The organism is Legionella jordanis (assembly GCF_900637635.1).
Taxonomy (GTDB): domain Bacteria; phylum Pseudomonadota; class Gammaproteobacteria; order Legionellales; family Legionellaceae; genus Tatlockia; species Tatlockia jordanis.
This window is the reverse complement of sequence record NZ_LR134383.1, coordinates 1,029,300-1,052,217: the sequence shown is the minus strand read 5'-3', so window position 1 is coordinate 1,052,217 and position 22,918 is coordinate 1,029,300. Positions and strand designations below refer to the sequence as shown.

Genomic DNA, 22,918 nt, shown 5'->3' with positions numbered 1-22,918 from the left:
CTCTACATTGAAAAATGCACGAGCGGGTTTTCTTTTTTTTAAACCACAATGTCTCTTTATAATAAACCCTATCTCACATTTGATCAGCAGCTAAATCTGTTAAAATCCAGAGGTATGGAAGTAACAAACGAAAAAATTGCATTAGAATACTTACGTAGACTTGGCTATTACCGCCTTAGTGGGTATTGGTATCCTTGTCGTCAATTATGTAAACCCTCCAATATTCAACATAAACAATCTCGACTAATGAGATTGGATAATTTCATGACAGGTACTAAATTCGAAGACATAGTGAATTTATATGTTTTTGACAAAAAATTACGCTTAATAGTTTTAGATGCGATTGAACGAATAGAAGTGGCCGTAAGAGTAGAAATAGCTTACTTATTAGGTAAAACAGACCCTTTTGCTTATAATAATCAAACACTTCTCCATGGTAATTTCACAAAAAAATTTAATAAATTATCTGGGAAGTCTAAGCATCAAGAGTGGCTTTCAAAACACGATGAATTAATTAACCGTTCTAAAGAAGATTTCGCAATTCATTATAAAAGCCAGTATGGTTTGCCTTTACCTATTTGGGTAGCTATTGAACTTTGGGACTTCGGTCTCCTTTCTACATTTTATCAAGGAATGAGGGTCCATGATAAAGATTTTATTTCTAAAAAATATGGTATTAATAATTGGCAAATAATGGAGAGCTGGTTGCGTACTTTGAATTACGTTAGGAATGTTGTAGCTCATCACAGTAGATTATGGAATAGAAATTTAATTGATCAACCCAAATTACCTAAATTAGGGGACATGGGCGCCTTTGATCACTTAATAGGTAATACTCATATGACTTCGAGAGTATATGTTGTTTTATGCATTTTATCTTATCTTTTGAAAAGTATTTGTCCTAAATCTTCTTGGTATATACGTGTATCTTCGCTTGTTGATTCTTTTCCAAATACACCACATTTTAGGATTAAAGACATGGGATTTCCTATTGATTGGAAAAATGAAGAGCTATGGAGGGCCGTTAAATAATTAGCTAAAATTAATTCAGCTTTTAGGGTTTTTTATATGTTATACATAGGGAGATCACTGATATGACTAGCGCAATAAATGCTATCACATTAGCCCACATGGAATGTTTTTTTTGATTTCTTGGATATTATATTTGCTTCTCTAGCACATTCTAAAATTTCTTGATTATATTCTTCTTGATTGGATTTCTCGCGATCTATAATTTCAGCCGTTAAAATTTGTTGTTTATCTTTGCTATATGCTTCCAGATTTTCTTTTTTTTTATACAACTCTTCTAGAGTAAGACTTTTTAATTCCTTTCTAAACTTGAGTTGTCCATCGAGAGTAGTCATTATGTATTCCATTTGTTTGGAACATCATAAAAACATACCATTAAGAAATTATTAAAGCAAAGATAAGAATTTTATAATTATTGATACTAACTTGAATCAAACTTCAAAAAGTTGTTCTATTGTGGATTGCATTTCTTCAGGGCTCGGTTTCGCATAACGAAAAATTTCCTTAATTGAAACATTGCCACTCAATTCCTGGGCAAAATGCACGCCATGTTTATCGGTGACTTTTTTTAAAAAAGTATGCCTCAGTTTATGTGGAGTAAATTCAAATTTCTCATTCTCAGGCAAAAACGCCAAAGCCTGTTTTAAAACTCGCTGACATATTCTATAAACATCTAAGGTTTGCAAGCGTGTTCCATAGCGTGTAATAAACAGAGGTTCATCTTCTTGTGCCTCTCTTTTTTCTAAATATTGGTCCAAATAGGCCCTACTCTCTTGAGGTAAAGGAATTTTTTGACTAATACGTTTTGATTTATGACGTAAAACATCACACAATCCTTTTTGTCGATACTGTCTCACATTCAAAGAAACCACTTCGGACTCACGAAGACCAGTTCCAAGTAACAAATAAAAGAGAGCTGTTTCCATTAATGGGTTTTGATTTTTGCGAGTACAGCTTTTGATCCGTTGCTCACAAGCAGACTTTAATCTCATTAATTGACGCGAAGTTAATCCATTCCAATCCGGTGCATCAGTTTGCAAATCTTTGACTTGCGCTAAAGGATCGCCTGCTAATAAAGGACGTTGTTGATGAAGCCATCGTCCCACATGACGGATGGTTGCCATAGTTCGGTTTATCGAAGTTGGTTTATAGGGTTTTCCTGTTTTCTCGGAAATCGTTTTACATAAATGTTTTTGAAAATGTTTACTAACAGCCGGTGTCCAACTATCCACCAAGTCATGCCCTACTTCCATTTGAAAGAAATTAATAAATTTCGCCAAATCTTTCATCTTGGCTTGTTCAGTTTTCTGAGGCGCCCCTCTGACATGCACTGAGTAATAATAAGTCAACCAAGCTGAAAGTGAATTGGTGTCAAAATGAACATCTAAGGAGTGAAAAATCTTATCTATCACAAACTTTCGATTTTTTGAATTTTGCTCGTCCAGGAAATTCATAGCGTCTCATTTTTATTTTTCCCCCATTATACCCTCTTTGTGATGGATAAGGTACGTTATCCATCACAATAATACCAATAGAAGCATGGATTGGTAATTATTCAGGCGGGCTTAGTCAGGAAAACAACCTACAAATCCACACTGCATTTCAGCTAAGTGAGACAATTGATAAATGAAATCCGTCCAATTCAAAGGTTGTAGGAAATTATTTATCACAATTTGCTAAAGCCTTCGGTTTTCCTTAAGCAGGTTAAACATCACGTCCATTAATCCTGTTTGACTAAATCGAACGTTCTTGCTGCTCCCAGCTTGCTTTGGCTCGAAATAGAGCTGCCAAATCGGCCTTTGACTTCGAAGCAGGCTCATCGAAACTGAGCACTTCACGTTCATTTTGGTAATAAACGCCGAGAGGGACAGGGAAGTCAGGAAAGGTTAACCGTGATAAGCGCATGGCTGAGAGAAAATTGCCAGAATCGTGCTGATATAGAGCATCCCCCGCTTGATATGAAATTCGTTGCAGCGCGTCTCCCTTTAAATCAAGCGCCCATTGCTTCTCGGAACCAAACAACAATGGTTTGCCCTGCTCCAGAATAATGGTTTGCTCAGCGCGATTGGCTTTTACCGCAAAGGCATCAAACGCTCCATTATTAAAAATATTGCAGTCCTGATAAATTTCTACAAAAGAACAGCCTTCATGTTCATAAGCTTTCTTAATCACTGAAGCAAGGTGATTGGGATCCTTATCCACAGCTCGAGCAACAAAACTTGCTCCGGAGGCCAAAGCCAAAGCCAAGGGATTCACTGGCTCATTGTTTACACCTTGCGGAGAGGTCTTGGTTACTTGCCCTTTTTGTGAAGTAGGTGAAAATTGCCCTTTGGTTAAACCATAAACCTGATTGTTAAATAATAAAATATTAATGTTTACATTGCGTCTTAAACAATGAATTAAATGGTTTGCTCCAATGCTTAAGGCATCACCATCACCGGTAATCACCCATACCGTTAAATCCTTGCGCATGGCTTTAAGCCCTGTGGCTACAGCCGTAGCCCGTCCATGAATCGTATGAAAGCCATAAGTATTCATATAATAAGGCAAGCGGCCCGCACAACCGATTCCTGAGATGAAAACGTGCTTTTCAGGAGCTAAACCTAATTCCGGCAAAACCTTCTGCAGAGCAGCTAAAATAGCGTAATCACCGCAGCCAGGACACCAACGCACCTCATTAGCGTTGCTGAAATCTTCACGTTTATAAATTTGGTTCATGATTGATTTCCAATTTAATGGCTTTAACCAAATGGCTCACCGCAAAGGGTTGGCCATTACACTGAGTAATGGATTTGGCATTAACCAAATAAGTAGCACGTAACAGTTGACACAAATGGCCTGAATTTAATTCGGCAACAAGAACCGTTTCAAATTTGGCTATCAAATCCGCCAAGTCGGAAGGCAATGGATTTAAATGACGCAAATGGATTAAGGCAATTTCTATGCCTTCCTCCCTGCATTGATTAATGGCGGATCTTAAGCTGCCGTAGGTACTTCCCCAACCAATGAGAAGGATTTTGGCATTTTCATCCCCCTCAATTTCAACCGGTCGATACTCACGAGCAATCCCGGTAATTTTATTGGCACGCAACATGACCATTTTTTGGTGATTTTCAGCATCATAGCTCACCCGACCTTCCTCTCCCTGCTTTTCGAGGCCACCTATTTGCTGAATAAAGCCTGCCGTTCCTGGAATATTCCAACTGCGTGATAAAAATTCATCTCGCTGATAAGGTTTCGGGAAGCGATTAAATTTAAGCTTTGGCACCTCTATGGACTCCACTTCCGGCAGTTTCCATGGCTCCGCTGCATTCGCTAGGTAAGCATCTAATAAAACAATCACAGGCGTCATGTATTTCACAGCAATACGGAATGCTTCAACTACTGTATTAAAGCAATCAGCAGGCGATTGGGCAGCCAATACGGGCAGGGGGGCTTCCCCATGTCGCCCGTAAAGCGCTTGATGCAAGTCACTCTGCCCGGTCTTAGTCGGCAAACCCGTGGAGGCACCAGCGCGTTGAACGTCTAGTAAAACCAAAGGGAGCTCAGCCATCACCGCAAGTCCTAAGCTTTCTGCCTTTAAATCAAAACCTGGGCCTGAGGTGCAAGTTAAAGCCAACTGCCCTCCAAAGGAAGCGCCAATACAGGCGCATATTGCTGCAATTTCATCTTCGGCTTGCAGTAAGTGCACACCAAAATCTTTTAATCGAACGCATTCTTGTAAGATGGCTGAGGCAGGAGTGATGGGATAGCCAGACACCAATACAGATGTTTCTGTGAGGGTTGCCAGGCTTGCTATGGCCAAACCAATCGCTTCTACTCCTGTAATTTGACGATACTCACCTTGGTGGCGGCCAACCTGACCCAACATGAATTCCCGGCGGCTTAATTCCAAAGTCATTGCGTAATTATAACCCGCTAATAAAGTGAGCTCGTTCGCCTTGGCTATCTCCACATTGGCTTTGAATTTTTTACGGATGAATTGGAGGCAATTCTCAACCGGCAAATCAAATAACCAAAGAACCAGGCCGAGGACATAAAAATTTTTGGCTTTTTTAGCCTGCGCATGATTAATATCCAATCCATTAACGGCCTGCAGGGTTTGTGTGATGAGTGGAAGGGAAAGTATCTGATAATATTCAGCTGCATTATTCAAAATTTCTTGGTCTAAATTGGCTTTTTGCCAATCCTTTGCTTGAAAGCTGTCTTCGTTAATAATGAGCAAACCACCAGGGTTTAAGTGTTGGAGTGAGTTTTTTAGCGCCGCGGGGTTTAAAGCGACCAAGACATCAAGGCTTTCCCCAGCCGTAAAAATAGCCTGTTCTGACATCGCTAGCTGAAAGCCGGATATACCAGCAACGGTGCCTGCAGGAGCTCTAATCTCCGCAGGAAAATCAGGAAGGGTTCTAACATCCCTTCCCGTTAAGGCAGCTGCAATGGTTAATTGCTCGCCAACCAATTGCACACCGTCACCAGAATCTCCCGTCAAACGGATAACGATTGAGTCAGTATTAGGCATAATTTCTCGCTTCTAACATGAGTTGTCGCATCTCTTTTACGGCCTGCTTCATGCCTGAAAAGATAGCGCGGGCAATGATGGCATGGCCAATATTCAATTCTCTCAATTGTCTGATAGCAGCAATAGCTTTTACATTGTGATAATGCAAACCGTGGCCAGCATTAACAATTAGGTTAAGATTGGCCGCGTATTCAGCTGCCTCAACAATTCGCTTAAGTTCCAACGCTTGTTCTGCAGGATCAGTGGCATCGGCATAACAACCCGTATGAATTTCAATCACGGGAGCGCCTACCTCTGCCGCTGCCTCAATTTGTTTTAAGTCTGGATCAATGAAAAGGGAAACCTCACTGCCAAGGGCTTGCAAACGTTGTACAGCTTTTTGCACTGCAGAACGATGGCCTATAATATCCAGACCTCCTTCAGTAGTAATCTCTTCCCGTTTTTCAGGAACAAGGCAGGCATGTTCCGGTCTAATTTCTTCAGCAAAAGCGAGCATCCCGTCAGTGACGGCCAGCTCAAGATTCATTGGCACTTGTAAAATCGATTTGATTAGACGAACATCACGCGCCTGAATGTGCCTTAAATCTTCTCTCATATGTAAAGTAATGCCATCGGCACCTGCATCCTGGGCTTCCATAGCCGCTTGCACTGGATCAGGATATCGCGTGCCCCGGGCCTCGCGAACAGTAGCCACATGATCAATGTTTACACCCAGCAAAATTTCATGAGTCATAGCTTCACCCCTTCTAAACTTGGTGTCAAATTATGACCTGAAACTGCATTTCCATCTATATTCAGAAAGATTATTTTATAATTCAATCTTTTTTAGTAAACCTTACTCCTTAAGGCAAATTTACTCTCTTCGAATCAGCATGCGAGTGATTTTTTAAAAAACAAAGCGATTTGCATGCCAACATTATTAAAATTTTTGCGATAAAAATTAACGGGATCTTTTCATTAAATAAGTCATAGTTAATTTTCTGTTCATATATGGCTCTTATACTGTAATTGTTGAACACAAACATTAAAGTTTAATCATGTCGAATGAAGCAGCAGTAAGTTTTTTCTTTCTTGGCACTTCTCATCATCGAAGCAAAAGAAGGGACGTTTTAACAACTTTCTATGAAGCCATCAAACAACTCGGTGGTAAAGCCCATTTATTCGATGGCGTAGGTTCAAGCCCGAGTTCTTCAGCAAATCTTGAACATCCTACGCCTGGGAGATACATCTACAATCCAGTGAATGATCAGAAAAGTATTGCGCTGGATGAGACCATGAAGGAAGTTCGAAATATAACTCAACAGCTTACTGGCATGGCTGCCGGCGAAGGTATGGATGAATTATTATTTGAAGGAATCCAATACCTCGAATACCTCATTCAACAAAATGAGGGCAAATTACCCTCTAAAATCAATCTACATGGTTATAGCCGTGGAGCTGATGCTTGCGTGCGATTGGCCAATTTATTAGACAGTCTGTACCCTGATGTTGAGGTTAATCTGTTTTTAATTGATCAAGTTCCAGGTCCTGGTAGAGCTAACGACCCGGCATCTTACACGATCCCTGCAAACGTCAAGCGATTCGAAAGCGCTGTCATGCTCCATGAAAACACACCCGGTTTCACCCCACAGGACCGAGTGCGTTATGTGTTTGCAGCACCTGAAAAAACACTTGCTTCATTTCGAGTTTATCCCGGCTCTCATGGAACAGCCACTCGCTTAACTACTCAAGAAAAAACAAATGATGTCCCAATCCTTATGCATGATGAGATGTACCGTTTTTGTCTAGAGACTGAAAGCTTGCCTCCCGAGGCTCCCATCCCCAATATGGTGGTGTTTACGGGTAAAGATTTATACGAAGAAAGGACTGCCCATAAGCTTACAGATGCCGAGCGCTTCCACCATTACAACAGGGCGCAAACCAACTTGCGCTATTATGCTGGTGCAGCTTCCATGAGCTACCACGCCAAAATGATTTTGCCCAAGCGGGCTGTATTGAAAGAACATTTTACTTATAGTGAAAATCATCATCTGTTTCTCAATCAAGAACATGCCGAGTTATTTCAAAAACTCTATCCAGCACTTTATGATTGGTTCATGCTCAACCATATTGATGCACGCATTACCTCTTCTGATGTGCAAACACAGCTGAACCATTTAGCAGAGGACGAACCGGAGTTTCATCATAATTTACAACGAATTTGCCATATTGATGAACAATTATCACCTCGCGCCATGAGAACCCGCTCTCTCCCACCGCGACGCAAAAGCCTTATCTACAATGAATTGTCCTATCTGACTCACTCCTTGTCTACAGCTGTGAATTTTGCTTACCATCACATGGAAGGAGCGCCTTCTACTGTTTCAATTTGCATGCTTCATATTAATGAAGCCTTAGCTACAGCATCCAGCCAGGAAGAAGAGCAGGCCATTGCTACTTTACGCGAAGTAACCAAAACAGCGGTTGTGTTTCTCGAGCTGTGCAATATGGAAAATAGCTACCTTCATCACCAGTTACTTAAGTTAAGCTATGAGGCCAGGCATTTTATTCAGGAGACAACCAATCTATTGGAACTTCATATTCAGAACAATCATGGATTAGGGGAATCTCAGAAAAATAACATCAGGCAAGTGATTGCTGCAATGAATCACCTTAAAGAATCGAACATAGACAATTTTGATAAATTTAAACAAGCAAAGGCCATTATTAAAGGTCTGATTTATGAATTGAAAAACCCCGAAGGCGAGCAAGATTTGTGGCAAAATCTACAGGATAATGCCCTGCATCACTTCGATAAGAAGTATTCCTGGACTGTGGAGAAGTTAATTAATCATTTGAATGAACTGTGTGAGCCAGGGTTTTATAAAGAATCTTTGGCCACCCTAATGGCCAAGCAGTTAGACAGTTACTGCAAGAGGAATTTCATTTGGAATGCATTACACCAATTTTTATCCGCCCTCTTTCGTACAACCTTGCCTTTTTTCGTCTCCCCTCAAAAAACAGAGGTTGCAACGGCGTTAAAGAACCAACTTTTGCAACTTAATGAGTCCGGTCAGGGTAATGACTTGGACGCGATTGATAAAATAATTAAGCAAGGTCATCAAACGCTTCATGCCATTTACCAATCCACACCAAGGACTCGTCCGGGCTTAATGAAGGGTGAGCTTGATGCCACGCTTGAACGCTGCAAAGGAATGATCAGTGCAGAAATTAATTTTGCCTTAAAATGCACAGAAATAAATGCCGAAGCATGGAGTCCAAATATTTCTGAGAAACGAATTCACTTGCAATAAGTTTGGCAATACTGTAATTACTGATCGGAAAATCTTTTAATTGATGCTTATGTCTATTCTGTCAAGGCTAATCGGCAGGATTAACTTGTACTCCCTTGTCATTTTAAGTCTTTTTATTATTTTTTTACTTAATATGCAACCTGTTAAACAGGTTCTGCAAAACAATTATTTCATCTATGAACAAGATGCTTACATGCATCTTGAGATTGCATCCAACCTGTTAGAAAATCCAACATGGTTCAATCATTACAACCCCCGCTTAAACGCTCCATGGGGAACCTCTAGCCATGCCTGGACTATGCCGATAACTGCTCTTTTGGTTAGCGGAGCCTGGTTATTCAGTTCATTTTTGCCTTCCGCCTCAGCTCTTTATCTGTGGGCTTTTTTCTTACCTGTGCTTTTTTATGCGCTGGCGGCATGGGCGATGCTTTGGTCCATTGAGGAGCTACAACCTTCCTTTCGACAAAAATGCTTTGTGTTGCTCGCCTTTCTCTTAAATCCTTTCATGAACTCCTTCTTTTTAGCCTTGCGAGTGGATTATGATTTTTTTCTGATTTTCCTAAGCATTGTTTATTGGGGTTATTTATTAAGACTTATCCGGAATGACAACAATTTTCTGGCAGTAAAAGCGGCGGTAATTGCCAGTTTAGCGATGTGGACCAGCCTTAGTTTTAGCCTCCCCTTATTCATCGGATTGGCTTTTTTATTATGGGCGAGCTTAGTTCAAAAAAATCTTAATGGAAAAACGGTTTTGATTTTTTTGTTCGCGATTTCTCTTTGTTTATTAATCATTATTCCGCTTGAGCAACAGCCTGTTTTTAACATCACTCACGATATCGTTTCCATTGTCCATCTGCTTTTTTTTCTTTTATTAACTTTAGCCTTAGCCGCATATTTACTTTTCTTCCAAAATAAAACATTTGGCTTACAACTTTTATTTTTCACAATTACCATCTGTTTTATCTTTGCCACAGAAAATGCTTTATTCCCTGGTTTTTTTCTAGGTCCCTATAATCAGATTGATGGCTATTTACTCCAGCATTTTTTTCCCAATCTTTCTGAGTTCTATTCCCCATTTAACATTTCCCCCTCACTTGCCTTGTCCATTCTCTGCCAGTTTATTCTGGGAGCGGGATATTGTTATTACTCATATCTAAACCATGAACTGAATCGCTATACACTGTTTATCTTTTGGAGCGCCCTGGGAACGACCCTTCTCACTTGCTACATGTACCGGTGGATAGAATTTGCTGTTCCTGTTAATATTTTGTTGCTGTCCTTTCTCATCAAGGATTTAAACAACGTTCCTACCCTTCTAAAAAACACTTTGGTTATTTTCATTGCCCTTTTACCAGCCTTTATTCTGGCTATAGCCCCCAATTTTGTCTCCGTTGACAAACAAATTTGTGAGAAGCAGTTTTATCGAATGCTGCAACAGGGTTTTCTAAATCAAGCTCAGTTTAACCAGAATAAAATCCTGTTCGCACACAGCAATTTTGGTCCATTGCTGCTCTACTATACAAAATACTCGATTGTGGGTACTAATGATCATCAAAACCCTCAAGGTCTAAAAGACAGCATTCGTTTCTATCACAGCGATGCAGACACAGCCAGAGACATCCTGCTTAAACGCAATGTTGACATGGTATTACTCTGTCCCTCAGGTTATCCAACCCATTTTAATCCAGACCAAACAACATGGCTTAAATCAATGGCCCTACCCCATGAATACAGTGCATGGCGATTATATGAACTAAAAACCACCCCTCATTTTTCAGCTAGTCCCTAAATTCCGGCTCATTTCGCCTTCGTTTCATCTGATGATAGCGACTAAATAACGCCCGCGATTTAAGTGGTTTGTTGTCCAAAAGATTATCAATCGCTTGACGCATAATCAGTTTTGCACTTCGAAGAGCACGAGCATTGTCCAAACAACCTTTGGAAAAAGCCAAAATATCCTGGCCTGGTAGACCGGTTTCGCTAATCACAAAACCTTCCCCATTTACCAGCCGATAATATTTTTCAGCCTCAATTGAACGGCCGGAATGGGCTTCTTCGCTAAGAGAAACCGCTTGGCCACAAGCCCTAAGCAAACACCATTCAAAACGCCTTAACAAGAGTTCTATGTGTTCGAGGTGTTTAGCACTCACCAAAGCTTGCAATGTTTCCAAATACACATCAAAGAGCTGAGGTTGCGCATCCAAGGGATTTAAACTGTAGTACAGCAGCTCATTAACATACAGGCCAGCAAATAAGGAGTATCCTTGTAGATCAAGGGGTAAGGACAGGCTTTCAATCTGACGACTATAATGCCAGTCTTTGCGAGCGTCAACGACCAGCCATAACGGGGAAAAGGCTTGCAAGAGGGCTTGTTTTTTAGGGGCCCGACCACCTTTGCACAGGCATTTGACAATCCCCCGCTCACGCGTAAAAAAGGTTACTTGAATGCTGGTATCACCTGACGGTCGCTTATGAAGCACCCAGGCTTCAAGTTCGTCAGCTGTCATAACCTAATTGTTTTAGGAGGCGCTCATCATCAGCCCACCCGGATTTTACTTTGCACCAACATTGTAAAAATACTTTTTTCCCCAGGAGTTTTTCCATATCCATACGTGCAGTGGTCGCCATTTCCTTTAATTTCTGTCCTTTCTCACCAATAATAATGCGCTTATGGTTGTCCTTTTCCACCAGAATAAGTGCATGAATTCTTAGCAAATTGCCTTCGTCTTTAAATGACTCAATTTCAACGGTTGTGGCATAAGGCAGTTCCTGTCCGCATAGGCGAAAAATTTTTTCCCGCAGCAACTCCGCACAGAGAAAACGGATAGGCCTGTCCGTAAATTGATCATCTGCAAATAGATGAGGCCCCTCCGGCAAATATTTTTTTAACTCCTCTTCCAGATGATCAACTTGTGCACCAGTCTTAGCGGAAATAGGAATAACGGCAGCAAATTGGTGCATTTGGCTTATTTTTTCAATCCAGGGCAGCAATTGGGATTTATCTGAAATTTTATCTACTTTATTAATTAAGAGCAGACAAGGGATGTGGGCTTGTTTGATTAAACGCAACACGTAATCGTCTTCATCCGTCCAATGAGTACCATCCACAATAAAGGCAATGACATCCACATCACGCAATACCGATTTGGCCGTTTTGTTCATCATACGGTTCATGACTTTTTTAGAGCCTTGATGGATTCCTGGCGTATCAACATAGACATATTGGTAATCACCTAAGGTTTGTATGCCTAAAATACTGTGTCGGGTAGTTTGAGGTTTTGTTGAGGTGATGCTTAATTTCTGATGTAAAATACGATTCAATAGGGTTGACTTGCCAACATTTGGCCGCCCAACCAAAGCAATATATCCGCAATAACTTGTCATTAATTCATTTATCCTGTTTATTTCTAGTTCATTTTAACAGGCCGGCCAGGCGTTTGCCAGCAAACTGATTGCTTTCCTGCTGTCTGCGTGCCGATGAGCTTTTGATTTCAGCAGAGTACTGGATTCATCCAGGTATTTTGCTCGTTAATTTTCTCTCTGTCCACTTGCCAGAACGCTGCAAAACCTTGTAGTGTTGCAGGAAAGAATGACAGAAAAGCTGGATATGATCCTGAGTAAATTCAAAGGGAAACGAGATCAAATCATCATTCCATTGCAAGTTAAGCCATATGCACACCAAGGAATACCCAGCATTACCGGCTCAGCCATCAGCCACCAAGCAGGGACTGTGCTTTATGGTTATTACAATATGGATTATAAACTTCCAAATGGCGATTATTTACGAATTATTGCCAACCATGATCGCAAATCAATCCAAATTCTGCTACTGACCCGCGATGCCAAAAAGCTTGAAATGCTGCCTGGCAAGCGGCAAGCTTCCCTGATTGCGAACTGCATAGATAAAATCAATCATTATCGAATACGCTCAAACCATTATGCACAACCAAGAAGCATAATACAGAAAGCCAAGTACCAGCTCGCAACATCCTGCATCACCCAGCTTCAGATCCTGTTAGATGAAGAAAGGCGAATTCAAGCCGAAGACTGGGCAGCTCAAGAAGCGTTAAGAGTAAAAGTCATTAGCATTCTTGAAAATTATCGAGGTCAAAACTTGCTTTTATCTACTCAACCCCTGGTTTCAGAGGGTGCTTTGGATAGCATTCTCTATGAAACTAAACAGATGGCACAACATTATCAATTTAATCGCTTATACCCCGTCTGCAGGATTGATCAGCTGGATTTTAGTGAACACACTAACCCAGGGACAATTTTCGTTTGGGATAGTGACTTGCATATTGGTCAAGACGAGCAAGAGCTAAATGATGCCATTCGTGTAATTTGTCAGCACTATCAGTTATCAGCATCTCCCTCTTTGAGTCACATTGCAGCCAACCGCTTCGAAAGGTTGAAATTATTTTTACTGAAATTATGGCTTGATGGCCGAGATTGGATAGATCATCTAAAAAGTCCGCACAAAGGCAGCCAAATTACGGAAACAGAAACTCGAGCAGACGGACTTTGCATTACCAGGATTAAACCTTATTACTCACTGGCTGGCGCTCCACAAAACGGTTACGCTTCGGTAGAGGAACTGGTTTCAGCATATAGCCAATCAAAGAGTCAGTATTCTACTGGGGCAAACTCTTTCGAAGAAGCGCTGCCCTGGTTAAGCAGGCATCCCAATGGCAGTTGGGTGAAATTAGGCAATCAGGAGGTGCTATTGCGCCTCAATAATGAAATCCTCTCCATTAGGTATTTTATAGAACAAGAATTATGTTATCCGCTTCCCTGTGGTGAGGATTTGTATCAACTAAGCCAATTGGCTAAACATCATCTTTATTTGCCAGAACGTGCCAGCCTGCAGTTAAGAGCATTCTTCTCGCGTCTGCCAATTTTCTTTAAATATCTCTTTAAACGCATTCATCAATTTTCAATCGATTTGTACCAAGAATTTTTAACCTATATTCATGAAAACCATAAGACCGTGGAAAAATCGGAGCAAACAAAAGCTTCACAGCATTTAAGTTACTTGCAAAAAGCTCTATATGAGGATGGGCTTTTAAATACTGGACAAACTTTGGAAGAGTTCGTTCAATTTCAGTTAAGAAAAAATCATTATATGATTGTGCGAGAAACTCATCCCCCCTGTGCTCCTCCTTATGAAAATCCGCTTCACCGCATTTTGGAAGTACTACGTCATGTTGCCGGTTTTTTTGTCGATACCAGCGAAAAAAATCCAATCCTTGGCACCTTGGCCATGGCTGCCTACGCGTATGGGGCTGGGGCTGTGATTGCTCCAGAGACGCTAACTGCCATTTTAAGCAAGCTACACATGAACGGCTTAATATACGGTATTAAGCCTACCCAGGCTTTGGCCAAATGGATGAGTCATGGCAAAAATTCTGAAGCCATTTCTGCCGCCATGACGTATTGGCAAGCCATTGTGGTGGGCGGTGATCTCGACCAATTTTTTATTAAAGCGATAGCGGTATTAAAAGAGGAACCTGCAGAAGTAGCCATTATTGTCGCTCTTGCAATTGCATTAGGCTATGGAATATGCAAATCCCTTCCTTCTTTACAAGAGGAGATGGGAGAGTTTCCCTATATTAATTACGCTGCCCTAGGTGCCAAAGGAGGAGCAGCCATTTTTGATACGGTAATGCATCCTGGGAACGATTGGTTATTGGGTACCATCAAATGGTTCCTCCAAGTGGTTTTAACTCTTGTAAAATTGACCGTAGGTCCATTTGCTGAGTTCTATTATTATGGCTATAACAATGGTTTTGTTCCGGGTCTTAGGAAGAGTTGGAATCTGTGGGTTAATTCAATAAAAGGAGCCACCGCTGCCGCTGCTGACTTGCTGTTGAGTCTGACAACTATCCCATTGCTTGAACTCAGCTCCCTTCTTATCCATGTTCCTTTCCGGGGCTTAACCAAACTTCTAAGTAAAACATTCGTTGTACTGGGTAACTGGCAAGTGGTTGGCAGCATGCTAATTCAGTTTGCCACTCGTCCGAATGGTTGGGGGAGGCTACCTCACTTCCGCTTATCACCTCTTTATGGCTTTAGTAGCCCTTTTTATCCCTATGCCGAACAGCCCCTATTAAACTTAGGGCTAAATCTCATAATGCTTTTCATTTGGCCTCCCTTTCTCCTACTTAAAAATTTTACTTTATTACCCGCCCTGGACCTGCTGTCCTTTGGGCTTCGATTGACTATTATGTTGCTTGATCCACTAACTCGCGGATTAGCTTACGCATGCGGAGTCGCCTTAAATGGACTCGGTGCAGTATGGGATAACAGCTTAGGCCATTTTTTCCAACGCAGCGCTTACGGCATTATCTACTTAAGCAATAAAATCGATAATTTTACAGGACTTCTTAAACAACGCATTCTTGCTTCAATACAAATTCATCGTCGTAAACTGTATCACTGGGCTTTTTCTGCAGGTGAAAATGCCAGGTTGCCAAAATGCAACACTGATGTTGATTATTGTCTGGAAAATCCCATGAGAATCGAACGTCTTCCCCATAGCTCCACCAATTGCGTGTTGCAAAGCCTTCTTAGTCCTCCAAACTCTTCCTCAGTGTCCCTGGCTGAGAATCCAAGGCATTCCAGGTTATTCCATGCCGGAACCATCCCCAATACCCTACAAATGCCATCCCAACCCTCTCCCTTAACCATTCAATGAAGGACATGAAGCAAGCACAAAGATTAAGCACAGGTTTTTCATTGTTTGAATTATTAATTGCTTGTTTAATTCTGATCATTTTAATGGCTCTTGCTTACCCAAACTATCAAAAGAACATTATTAAAGTTCGGCGGTTGGATGCCCAGAATGCTCTCTTTAACTTGGCAAACCGTCTCGAGCACTATTACGCCAACGTACACAGCTATGAGAATGCAAGTCTTGGGACCGGAGATGCTCCAGATGTAATATCGAGCAACTTGTCCTCACAGAAATGGTATCGTCTGGAAATTACCTCGCAAACTGCCGATGAATTCAGTTTAAGTGCCGTGCCAATTAACTCACAAGCTAATGATCAGGAGTGCCAGACATTTACCCTAAACCATGAAGGAAACAAGGGGATTGCTGCAGGTCCCTGTGGACAACCAAGAGCCAATGCCAGGGAATGTTGGTGAATTATTTAGCTCTATTGCCAATCATTTTGACTATTGTCTAAGCAGATTAATCGTGTATACTTATTAGATAATTAATTTAGGGATACATTAATGGCTAATACCAGTAAACCTCGAGAAGTTGATTTTCCTGGCACAAAGATTCAGCAAAATATTCCTCAAACAACTCAAGATAATTCTTACCTGAAACTTAGCACAAAAGATAAGAAACAAGTCAATTTAAGCTCTTCTCAACTTGAAGCCTGGTTTGCCAGCTTAAAAACCAAGGAATTAGATCCTGGGGCAACCAAAACTGTCGATAAAGCGGAGGCTCCTTCTCTCACTACGCAATATCTTGGGCGTTACGGTTTAAAAACCGCTCAGGATGTTATCGATTTTTTAAAATCGCCTGCAGGGCGGACTGTCCAGGCACTCATTGGCGATCGGTTAATTGAAATTGCTTTATTGGAGAAAAATTTACAGCAAATTCGCCAAGACAGTGAAATTAGAAGACATCGTGCACTGGCTGCTTTGCTTTTGGGCCTGCTGTATAAAAAACAAGCTCGGGCAAAGGAAAGAAGAGCTGAAAATGATAAAGAAACCAAGCGCCTACTGGATCAACAAAGGGAAATCACCCATTCAGCAAACGCTGCTGACGCGGCTCATAGCTACGCAGCCTATGCCCAATCCCTCGCTGTTTTGCAAGAAACCCTGGAACATAAAATAAAAGAGTCAGAAGAACTTGAAGAAGAACTTGAAAGGCTTGAAAAGGAAGAGCATAAGATTGAGCAACGTTATCATAATTTCCAAAATAGTCTCGACAGCCTGGATTTTTTACAAGAATTTTTGGAAGCTCATGGCACCGAAAGACAATATAATGTATTAGAAAAGTTAAGCCAGGAAATTAATAGTCTCCATGCCCATTTGGACAATGAGCAAGAATTTGATAAAGAAACCATACAACTCTTTCAGGAGCGCAAAAATTTTCTGCAAAATCAGCAGCAATTTCTTCTCAATTTTCGTGCAATGTCCCCAGCAATGATGCTTGAGCAAAGAATTGATTCCTTGAATCACACCCTCGAGGAGCAAGCGGAGGAAATTGCAAGATTGCTCTCTGTGAGAGGAGATAGGCAAACGGTAGAGCAGGCCGAAACCGAAGCGATGAATCTCTTACAAAAACATAATGGCTTACACGTTCAGGTTGCCGGTTTGCAGGACATGTTAAGTGTCATAAAGGGAGAGAAACTTCTATTTGACAACGATGGACGAATTGTAACTTCTTTTGCCCAAGCCGCTTTTGTAATGTCACAAAAGCAAGCGAAGGAATACAAAATCCTTTATAAGGATGGTAAGCATTATTTACTAACGCCTAATCAGGATCCAGACCAATTCGATAATCTAAAACGGGAAGAAAAAGAGCAAGCCGAAAAATCTTATAATCGCTTGCGCCCAGATATCTGCAATTTGAAACATTTAATCCATCATAATAAGGCTTTGGAGTTTCATGATCACCAAAAGAAAAAAGATTCGTTGAGCCAGCGCAGTGAACAAATGCAAAGTGAAATTTTGCTAATCAGCACTCAAATGAATCAACTTCAAGATGCACAACAAGCTTTGTCTTTAGTCCTGAAACGTGGCCATACCCCAGGCTCACAACCTGATATTACGCCAAAATCGGCCCCTACGCCCAAGCCTAACTTGCGCAAAATCGTTTCACCTTCTCAAGTGGGTGACTCAATGACGCAAAGTTATAGGCATATTTTGCTCTTAATGAAAATGAACCCAACCCCACAATCTTTGGACAGGTTGCAGAATATGTTTCGCGGTCCCGATGGTCAGGTTCCAACTTCAGTTCAAAATATTTTGGCCAGCATTCGCATAGGGAAGCCCATCCCGCAGCAGACCATGGACAACTTATTGAAAAATATGGACCGATTGGCAGCCAGAAAACCAATTGGGCCAGTGTCATCCAAAGCTTTGCAGGCGCCAGAAGAACATACTGCTCCTAATCCCTTTTCCATTAAACCCAAGATGACTCCCTTTCAATAATACTTGCTAAGCAGCCGCAACTCTTCTAACATGGACAGATATTGCGGCTGGCAGCGAATGATATTATGACCGACAAATTGTTTGACAATCAATCAATCATTATTAGTTTGGATGTTGATGCTTTTTTATTTGACCGACTGAAGCAAATCGCTAAAGCTGGTTTTGCGGCTGTTGAAATTAATAGCAGCGAACAAATGATTTTGAAAAAAGTTTTAAATGACTTTCCTGCCCTGAGAGTAGGCGCAGGCAACATCATCAGCACCCAGCAGCTCGAAGATTGCTATCAGGCTGGAGTCCATTTTGCCTCAAGCCCTGGTTTTCTTCCTGCCATAGCGCAAACTGCTGCCATTTATTCTGTTAATTATTTGCCCGGGATTGCGACGATATCTGAAGCCATGCAAGTTATGGCTCTTGGTTATCACCAAGCACGTCCCTACCCTGCCAATTTAAGTTTCTGCGCTTCATTAAACAAATGTCTTCCCATGCTGAGATTGTTTCCCGCCGAAGTGGAGTGGGAAGAAGCCGAGCATTATTTAAGCTTACCGGCAGTTGCGGCGGTCAGTATACTCAACCCTGAAGGCAAACATTTAGAAGCTTTACCGGGTGGGGTTTTTGCATAAATCAATTAGTAAAAAGAATGCACCCACACAAATGGCACTATCGGCCAGATTAAATACTGGCCAGTGATAATTTTTATAATAGAGATCAATAAAGTCAATCACATGCCCCAAAGCGGCGCGATCGTATAAATTACCAATGGCTCCCCCCAAAATTAAACTGATGGCTAAAGACTGAAGTTTAGCCGATTTAGGTAGTCGAACTAGCCAGAGTGTAAGAACAATACTCATGATAAGGCTAAAACCCGCAAAGACCCAGCGATGCCAGCCACCCGTCCCACTTAAAAAACTAAATGCCGCACCACTGTTGTAAGCCAAAGTAAAATTTAACATGGGCATTAAGGCCTCAGGCTGGTAAGGAATCAAAGTCATAGCCGCCCAATATTTGGTGCATTGATCCAGTACAATAATCAGTACTGCTAATAAAAACCAAGGCCATTTTTTCATGCGTATTGCCTCACCTCGTCGCATCCACTAATGTTAGACACGCAGCGCTGACATAGACCCGGGTGCTCAGGGTTAGTCCCAACGTCTTCACGCCGGTGCCAGCAACGCTCACATTTTTCGTCAGTACTGGCCTGTACTTCTACAGCAATGCCTAACTCCTTATTTGTTATAAGGTTCTCAGGGCTGGCATCCAGAGGTTTGACTGAGGCTTCAGAAGTTATGAGGATGAATCTTAGCTCCTCTCCTAATCTAACCAATAATGGATAGCTCTTGTCATCCGCATAAATAACAACCCTGGCTGCTAAGCCAGAACCAATCAGGCCAGTTTTTCGTTGATTTTCTAAAGCTTTGTTGACTTCATCTCGAATGACTTGTAATTGTTGCCAGAAAATCATATTGACATCATTGATTCTTGGCCATTCAGAATACCAGCGCTCCAAAAAGATCGACTCACCAGTTGTTCCAGGGGTAAATTGCCAAATTTCTTCAGCTGTAAAGGATAAAATTGGCGCTAGCCATCGTGTTAAGGCATGAACAATATGGAACATAGCCGTTTGACAGGAACGTCGCGCCAAACTGTTTTTTGCAGTTGTATATTGACGATCTTTGATGACATCCAGGTAAAAACTACCCATATCAACCGCACAGAAGTTGTGAATTTTTTGATAAATAACATGAAAATTGTAGTTTTTGTACGCTTCAATAATTTCATGTTGCAATTGTTGGGCTCTTTTTATTGCCCAGCAATCCAATTCCACCATTTGATCCACTTCAACACAATGTTCCTCAGGAACAAAATCAAAAAGGTTAGCCAATAAAAAGCGCGCTGTATTTCGTATGCGTCGATAAGCATCCGCATTTCGTTTGATGATTTCTTCCGAAATGCTAACCTCATGGCGGTAATCGGTTGAAGATACCCAAAGGCGTAAAATATCAGCACCATGTTGATTAATAAGTTTATCCAAAGCCACATAATTCCCTTTTGACTTAGATAACTTTTTACCTTCTGCATCCACTGTATAACCATGGGTTAAAACAGTTTTATAAGGAGCAGAGCCGTAAATAGCTACGGCAGTCGTCAAAGAAGAGTTAAACCATCCGCGATGCTGATCTGAACCTTCAAAATAAACATCAGCTGGTAGTCCCAGTTCAGGATCTTGTTTCAGTACGCAATAATGGGAAACACCGGAATCAAACCAGACATCCAAGGTGTCTGTGATTTTTTCATATTGCTCAGCATCCTTAGCTAAAAATTCTTCAATGTCCAAATCAAACCAGGCTTCAATGCCTTTCTCTTCCATTTTTACGGCGATTTTTTCAATCAATTCAACTGTATCTGGATGCAGTTCTCTTGTGGTTTTATGAACAAATAAGGTCATGGGTGTTCCCCAGGCTCTCTGTCTTGATATACACCAATCTGGGCGGGTTTCAACCATGGCGGCAATACGTGCTTTACCCCAATCCGGGATCCAGTCCACTTGATTAATCACTTCTTTTATTGTTTCCCGCAAGCCATTTTTGTCCATGGCGATGAACCATTGGGGAGTGGCTAAGAAAACCATAGGTGTTTTGTGGCGCCAACAGTGGGGGTAGCTGTGTTGAATGTTTTCGAAATGCAACAAAGCTGATCTTTCTTTAAGCGCTTCAATAACCGTATCATTGACCTTAAGGACTGATAGACCTGCAAACAGAGGAACGTCTTCCTGATAACAGCCATTTGGAAGTACAGGATTAATGAGGGGAAGATTATAAGCAATACCAATTTGATAGTCGTCAGGACCGTGTGCAGGAGCAGTATGGACGCAGCCGGTACCTGCATCGGTAGTCACATGCTCCCCCAGCACTATTGGAACTTGGCGTTCATACAAGGGATGTTGCAATAGCATTTGCTCAAACTGAAGCCCCTTGGTACGACCGACAATTTCATAATTGGAGATTCCATAACGGCTGGCAACTGCCTCTAGAAGTTCTGCAACGATCAAATAATAGCGTTTGCCATCATCGATGAGCACATACTCCAAATTCGGGTGAAGGCAAACTGCTTCGTTTCCGGGCAATGACCAGGGGGTTGTTGTCCAAATCGGAACCACGACCGGCTTGACTTCTAAATTGCGATTGATCACGGCTAATAATGCTGCAGGATCAACAGCCATAAAAGAAACATCAATCGCCGGTGAAATTTTATCTTCATAATCTACTTCTGCCTCGGCTAAAGCTGAGCCGCACTCAATGCACCAATGGACAGGTTTGAAGCCTTGTTGCAGATGGCCATTTTCTATTACTTTGCCTAGTGCACGAATGATATTTGCTTCATAGGAATAATCCATGGTGACATAGGGGTGCTCCCAATCACCAAACACTCCCAGTCGCTTGAATTCTTCTCGTTGTATATCAATTTGGCTGGCTGCATATTCCCGGCATTTCGCACGAAATTCGCGGGCACTCACCTTATGGCCAGCTTTGCCGATTTTTTTTTCAACATTAAGCTCAATGGGCAAACCATGGCAGTCCCAGCCAGGTACAAAAGGCGCATCGAAGCCGCTTAAGCATTTCGATTTGTTAATAATGTCTTTCAAAATTTTATTTAGAGCATGTCCGCAGTGTAAGTGACCATTGGCGTAAGGAGGGCCATCGTGAAGGACAAAATGCTCACAACCTTGCCGAGCCTGCCTCATCTTATGATAGATACCTTCGGCTTCCCAATGTGCAAGCATCTGGGGTTCTCTTTGTGCCAGATTGGCTTTCATGGGAAAAGTCGTTTCAGGTAAATTTAAGGTATCTTTATACTCTGCCATCGTTTTACTCTACTAAAAGCATTAAATTAAAATAGGCCAGACTGATTATGGAAATATGCCTTAGCCGCCTTAACGTCCTTATGGATTTGCTCTATTAAAGCATCAACTGAAGTAAATTTCAGCTCATCTCGCAGTTTACTGAGGAAAACAACCTCAAGCATCTCACCATATAAATTATCATCAAAATCAAACAAGTGAACTTCTAATACATTTTTACTGCCATCAACCGTAGGGCGAGTGCCAATATTGGCTACTCCCTTAAGCAATTGCCCGGATTTTTTTATTTCTACGCAAAACACTCCTTTAAGAGGAAGGGACAACCGATGCAAACTAAAATTGGCTGTGGGTATTCCCCATTGCCGGCCTCGTCCATCTCCCTTAATTACGCGTCCGCACAAGCTATAAGGCCTTCCTAACAAAATTGAAGCGCGAGCCAGGTTACCTTGAGCCAAGGATTCGCGAATTTTAGTTGAACTAATCCGCTCTCCTTCAAGGTCAATATTTGAAAATACTTCAACCTGGCAATCCGAGGGTGTCAGTATTTGCTGCAGTAAAGAAGCATCACCCTCTCTTTGCCTGCCAAAACGAAAGTCTTCACCAACCAGTAAATATCTTAGCCGCAATTGTTCAAAAAAATAATGCCTGGCAAAATCTTCTGCTGCCATTAAAGCCAAATCTTTATTGAATTTTAAGCAATAGACATAATCAATATGACAGCTTTTTAAAACTTGCAACTTTTCTCGAAGACTTCCAAGCCTTGCAGGGGCATCACTGCCACGAAAATACTCGCTCGGTTGCGGTTCAAAAAGTATCACCACTGAAGGAAGTTGCATTGAGTCAGCCTGAGCTCTCAGTTTAGCCAATAAGGCTTGATGGCCGAGGTGAACTCCATCAAAATTACCAATGGTTGCAACGCTTCCTCTCAAAAAATCAATATGGGCTCTGCGCAACAGCTTCATGCTTGTTTAGTAAATAAAAAGAAAGATTATACTCAGTTTAGGCTTGAATGCGAAATGAATCGCGAAAATATGCGAAAAGAGCCTTGTG

17 protein-coding genes are annotated in these 22,918 nt (G+C 41.5%); 7 read left to right on the top strand and 10 right to left on the bottom strand.

Translation table 11 applies throughout. From position 1 onward, the window contains the following. The first annotated feature begins 48 nt into the window (after window positions 1-48). Window positions 49-1,032, top strand: coding sequence for an Abi family protein (locus tag EL203_RS04845; protein ID WP_058470250.1), 984 nt, complete (start codon window positions 49-51; stop codon window positions 1,030-1,032). 89 nt (window positions 1,033-1,121) lie between these two features. Here the strand turns inward: EL203_RS04845 and EL203_RS04840 are convergent, their stop codons facing one another. The 5 genes from EL203_RS04840 to pdxJ all read right to left on the bottom strand — a co-directional run bounded on the left by EL203_RS04840 (window position 1,122) and on the right by pdxJ (window position 6,281). Beyond that, window positions 1,122-1,364, bottom strand: a complete 243-nt coding sequence (locus tag EL203_RS04840; RefSeq protein ID WP_058470251.1) for a hypothetical protein — start codon at window positions 1,362-1,364, stop codon at window positions 1,122-1,124. Window positions 1,365-1,460: 96 nt separating this feature from the next. Next, a complete protein-coding gene (locus tag EL203_RS04835; protein WP_058470252.1) occupies window positions 1,461-2,483 on the bottom strand; it encodes a tyrosine-type recombinase/integrase in 1,023 nt (340 codons plus the stop codon). Between the two features lie 280 nt (window positions 2,484-2,763). Then, window positions 2,764-3,747, bottom strand: coding sequence for a 2-oxoacid:ferredoxin oxidoreductase subunit beta (locus tag EL203_RS04830; protein ID WP_058470253.1), 984 nt, complete (start codon window positions 3,745-3,747; stop codon window positions 2,764-2,766). Then, the gene (locus EL203_RS04825; protein ID WP_058470254.1) at window positions 3,731-5,548 is read right to left on the bottom strand and encodes a 2-oxoacid:acceptor oxidoreductase subunit alpha; all 1,818 of its coding nucleotides are present in this window, start codon (window positions 5,546-5,548) and stop codon (window positions 3,731-3,733) included. The genes EL203_RS04830 and EL203_RS04825 overlap by 17 nt, the downstream gene beginning before the upstream one ends. Further along, window positions 5,541-6,281, bottom strand: a complete 741-nt coding sequence (gene pdxJ / locus EL203_RS04820; protein ID WP_058470255.1) for a pyridoxine 5'-phosphate synthase — start codon at window positions 6,279-6,281, stop codon at window positions 5,541-5,543. The genes EL203_RS04825 and pdxJ overlap by 8 nt, the downstream gene beginning before the upstream one ends. Window positions 6,282-6,585: 304 nt before the next feature. Here pdxJ and EL203_RS04815 point away from each other — a divergent pair, with 304 nt between their 5' ends. Beyond that, the gene (locus EL203_RS04815) at window positions 6,586-8,841 is read left to right on the top strand and encodes a DUF5621 domain-containing protein (RefSeq protein ID WP_058470256.1); all 2,256 of its coding nucleotides are present in this window, start codon (window positions 6,586-6,588) and stop codon (window positions 8,839-8,841) included. Between the two features lie 49 nt (window positions 8,842-8,890). Continuing rightward, entirely contained in the window at window positions 8,891-10,630 is a 1,740-nt protein-coding gene (locus EL203_RS04810) for a hypothetical protein (protein ID WP_126320093.1), read from the top strand. Here the strand turns inward: EL203_RS04810 and recO are convergent. Both recO and era read right to left on the bottom strand, forming a co-directional pair. After that, window positions 10,620-11,348 carry a DNA repair protein RecO gene (recO, locus tag EL203_RS04805; protein WP_058470258.1) on the bottom strand — a complete coding sequence of 243 codons (729 nt, stop codon included), beginning with the start codon at window positions 11,346-11,348 and terminating at the stop codon, window positions 10,620-10,622. The genes EL203_RS04810 and recO overlap by 11 nt on opposite strands. Further along, a complete protein-coding gene (era, locus tag EL203_RS04800; RefSeq protein WP_058470259.1) occupies window positions 11,338-12,225 on the bottom strand; it encodes a GTPase Era in 888 nt (295 codons plus the stop codon). Before era ends, recO begins: the two co-directional genes overlap by 11 nt. A gap of 205 nt (window positions 12,226-12,430) precedes the next feature. Between era and EL203_RS04795 the strand changes: the two genes are divergently transcribed. The 4 genes from EL203_RS04795 to EL203_RS04780 all read left to right on the top strand — a co-directional run bounded on the left by EL203_RS04795 (window position 12,431) and on the right by EL203_RS04780 (window position 18,632). Then, on the top strand, window positions 12,431-15,535 hold the full coding sequence (locus EL203_RS04795) for a hypothetical protein (protein WP_058470260.1): 3,105 nt from the start codon (window positions 12,431-12,433) through the stop codon (window positions 15,533-15,535). Between the two features lie 5 nt (window positions 15,536-15,540). Next, entirely contained in the window at window positions 15,541-15,987 is a 447-nt protein-coding gene (locus EL203_RS04790; protein ID WP_058470261.1) for a type IV pilin protein, read from the top strand. 90 nt (window positions 15,988-16,077) lie between these two features. Then, entirely contained in the window at window positions 16,078-18,012 is a 1,935-nt protein-coding gene (locus tag EL203_RS04785; RefSeq protein WP_058470262.1) for a hypothetical protein, read from the top strand. A 62-nt stretch (window positions 18,013-18,074) separates the two neighbouring features. After that, window positions 18,075-18,632 (top strand): beta/alpha barrel domain-containing protein, encoded by a 558-nt coding sequence (locus tag EL203_RS04780; RefSeq protein WP_058472154.1) that lies wholly within the window; start codon window positions 18,075-18,077, stop codon window positions 18,630-18,632. Here EL203_RS04780 and lspA read toward each other — a convergent pair. The 3 genes from lspA to ribF are packed head-to-tail and all read right to left on the bottom strand — an operon-like array spanning window position 18,609 to window position 22,830. Beyond that, window positions 18,609-19,076 (bottom strand): signal peptidase II, encoded by a 468-nt coding sequence (gene lspA, locus EL203_RS04775; protein WP_058470263.1) that lies wholly within the window; start codon window positions 19,074-19,076, stop codon window positions 18,609-18,611. The two genes, EL203_RS04780 and lspA, sit on opposite strands and share 24 nt — an antisense overlap. Beyond that, on the bottom strand, window positions 19,073-21,871 hold the full coding sequence (gene ileS / locus EL203_RS04770; protein WP_058470264.1) for an isoleucine--tRNA ligase: 2,799 nt from the start codon (window positions 21,869-21,871) through the stop codon (window positions 19,073-19,075). Before ileS ends, lspA begins: the two co-directional genes overlap by 4 nt. Window positions 21,872-21,897: 26 nt before the next feature. Further along, window positions 21,898-22,830, bottom strand: coding sequence for a bifunctional riboflavin kinase/FAD synthetase (gene ribF / locus EL203_RS04765; protein ID WP_058470265.1), 933 nt, complete (start codon window positions 22,828-22,830; stop codon window positions 21,898-21,900). Window positions 22,831-22,918 lie beyond the last annotated feature (88 nt).

What these genes read in the sequence shown, in the direction of transcription:
- EL203_RS04845 (WP_058470250.1), top strand. Translation starts at nt 49, where the DNA reads ATGTCTCTTTATAATAAACCCTATCTCACATTTGATCAGCAGCTAAAT.
- EL203_RS04840 (WP_058470251.1), bottom strand. Translation starts at nt 1,364, where the DNA reads ATGACTACTCTCGATGGACAACTCAAGTTTAGAAAGGAATTAAAAAGT.
- EL203_RS04835 (WP_058470252.1), bottom strand. Translation starts at nt 2,483, where the DNA reads ATGAATTTCCTGGACGAGCAAAATTCAAAAAATCGAAAGTTTGTGATA.
- EL203_RS04830 (WP_058470253.1), bottom strand. Translation starts at nt 3,747, where the DNA reads ATGAACCAAATTTATAAACGTGAAGATTTCAGCAACGCTAATGAGGTG.
- EL203_RS04825 (WP_058470254.1), bottom strand. Translation starts at nt 5,548, where the DNA reads ATGCCTAATACTGACTCAATCGTTATCCGTTTGACGGGAGATTCTGGT.
- pdxJ (WP_058470255.1), bottom strand. Translation starts at nt 6,281, where the DNA reads ATGACTCATGAAATTTTGCTGGGTGTAAACATTGATCATGTGGCTACT.
- EL203_RS04815 (WP_058470256.1), top strand. Translation starts at nt 6,586, where the DNA reads ATGTCGAATGAAGCAGCAGTAAGTTTTTTCTTTCTTGGCACTTCTCAT.
- EL203_RS04810 (WP_126320093.1), top strand. Translation starts at nt 8,891, where the DNA reads ATGTCTATTCTGTCAAGGCTAATCGGCAGGATTAACTTGTACTCCCTT.
- recO (WP_058470258.1), bottom strand. Translation starts at nt 11,348, where the DNA reads ATGACAGCTGACGAACTTGAAGCCTGGGTGCTTCATAAGCGACCGTCA.
- era (WP_058470259.1), bottom strand. Translation starts at nt 12,225, where the DNA reads ATGACAAGTTATTGCGGATATATTGCTTTGGTTGGGCGGCCAAATGTT.
- EL203_RS04795 (WP_058470260.1), top strand. Translation starts at nt 12,431, where the DNA reads ATGACAGAAAAGCTGGATATGATCCTGAGTAAATTCAAAGGGAAACGA.
- EL203_RS04790 (WP_058470261.1), top strand. Translation starts at nt 15,541, where the DNA reads ATGAAGCAAGCACAAAGATTAAGCACAGGTTTTTCATTGTTTGAATTA.
- EL203_RS04785 (WP_058470262.1), top strand. Translation starts at nt 16,078, where the DNA reads ATGGCTAATACCAGTAAACCTCGAGAAGTTGATTTTCCTGGCACAAAG.
- lspA (WP_058470263.1), bottom strand. Translation starts at nt 19,076, where the DNA reads ATGAAAAAATGGCCTTGGTTTTTATTAGCAGTACTGATTATTGTACTG.
- ileS (WP_058470264.1), bottom strand. Translation starts at nt 21,871, where the DNA reads ATGGCAGAGTATAAAGATACCTTAAATTTACCTGAAACGACTTTTCCC.
- ribF (WP_058470265.1), bottom strand. Translation starts at nt 22,830, where the DNA reads ATGAAGCTGTTGCGCAGAGCCCATATTGATTTTTTGAGAGGAAGCGTT.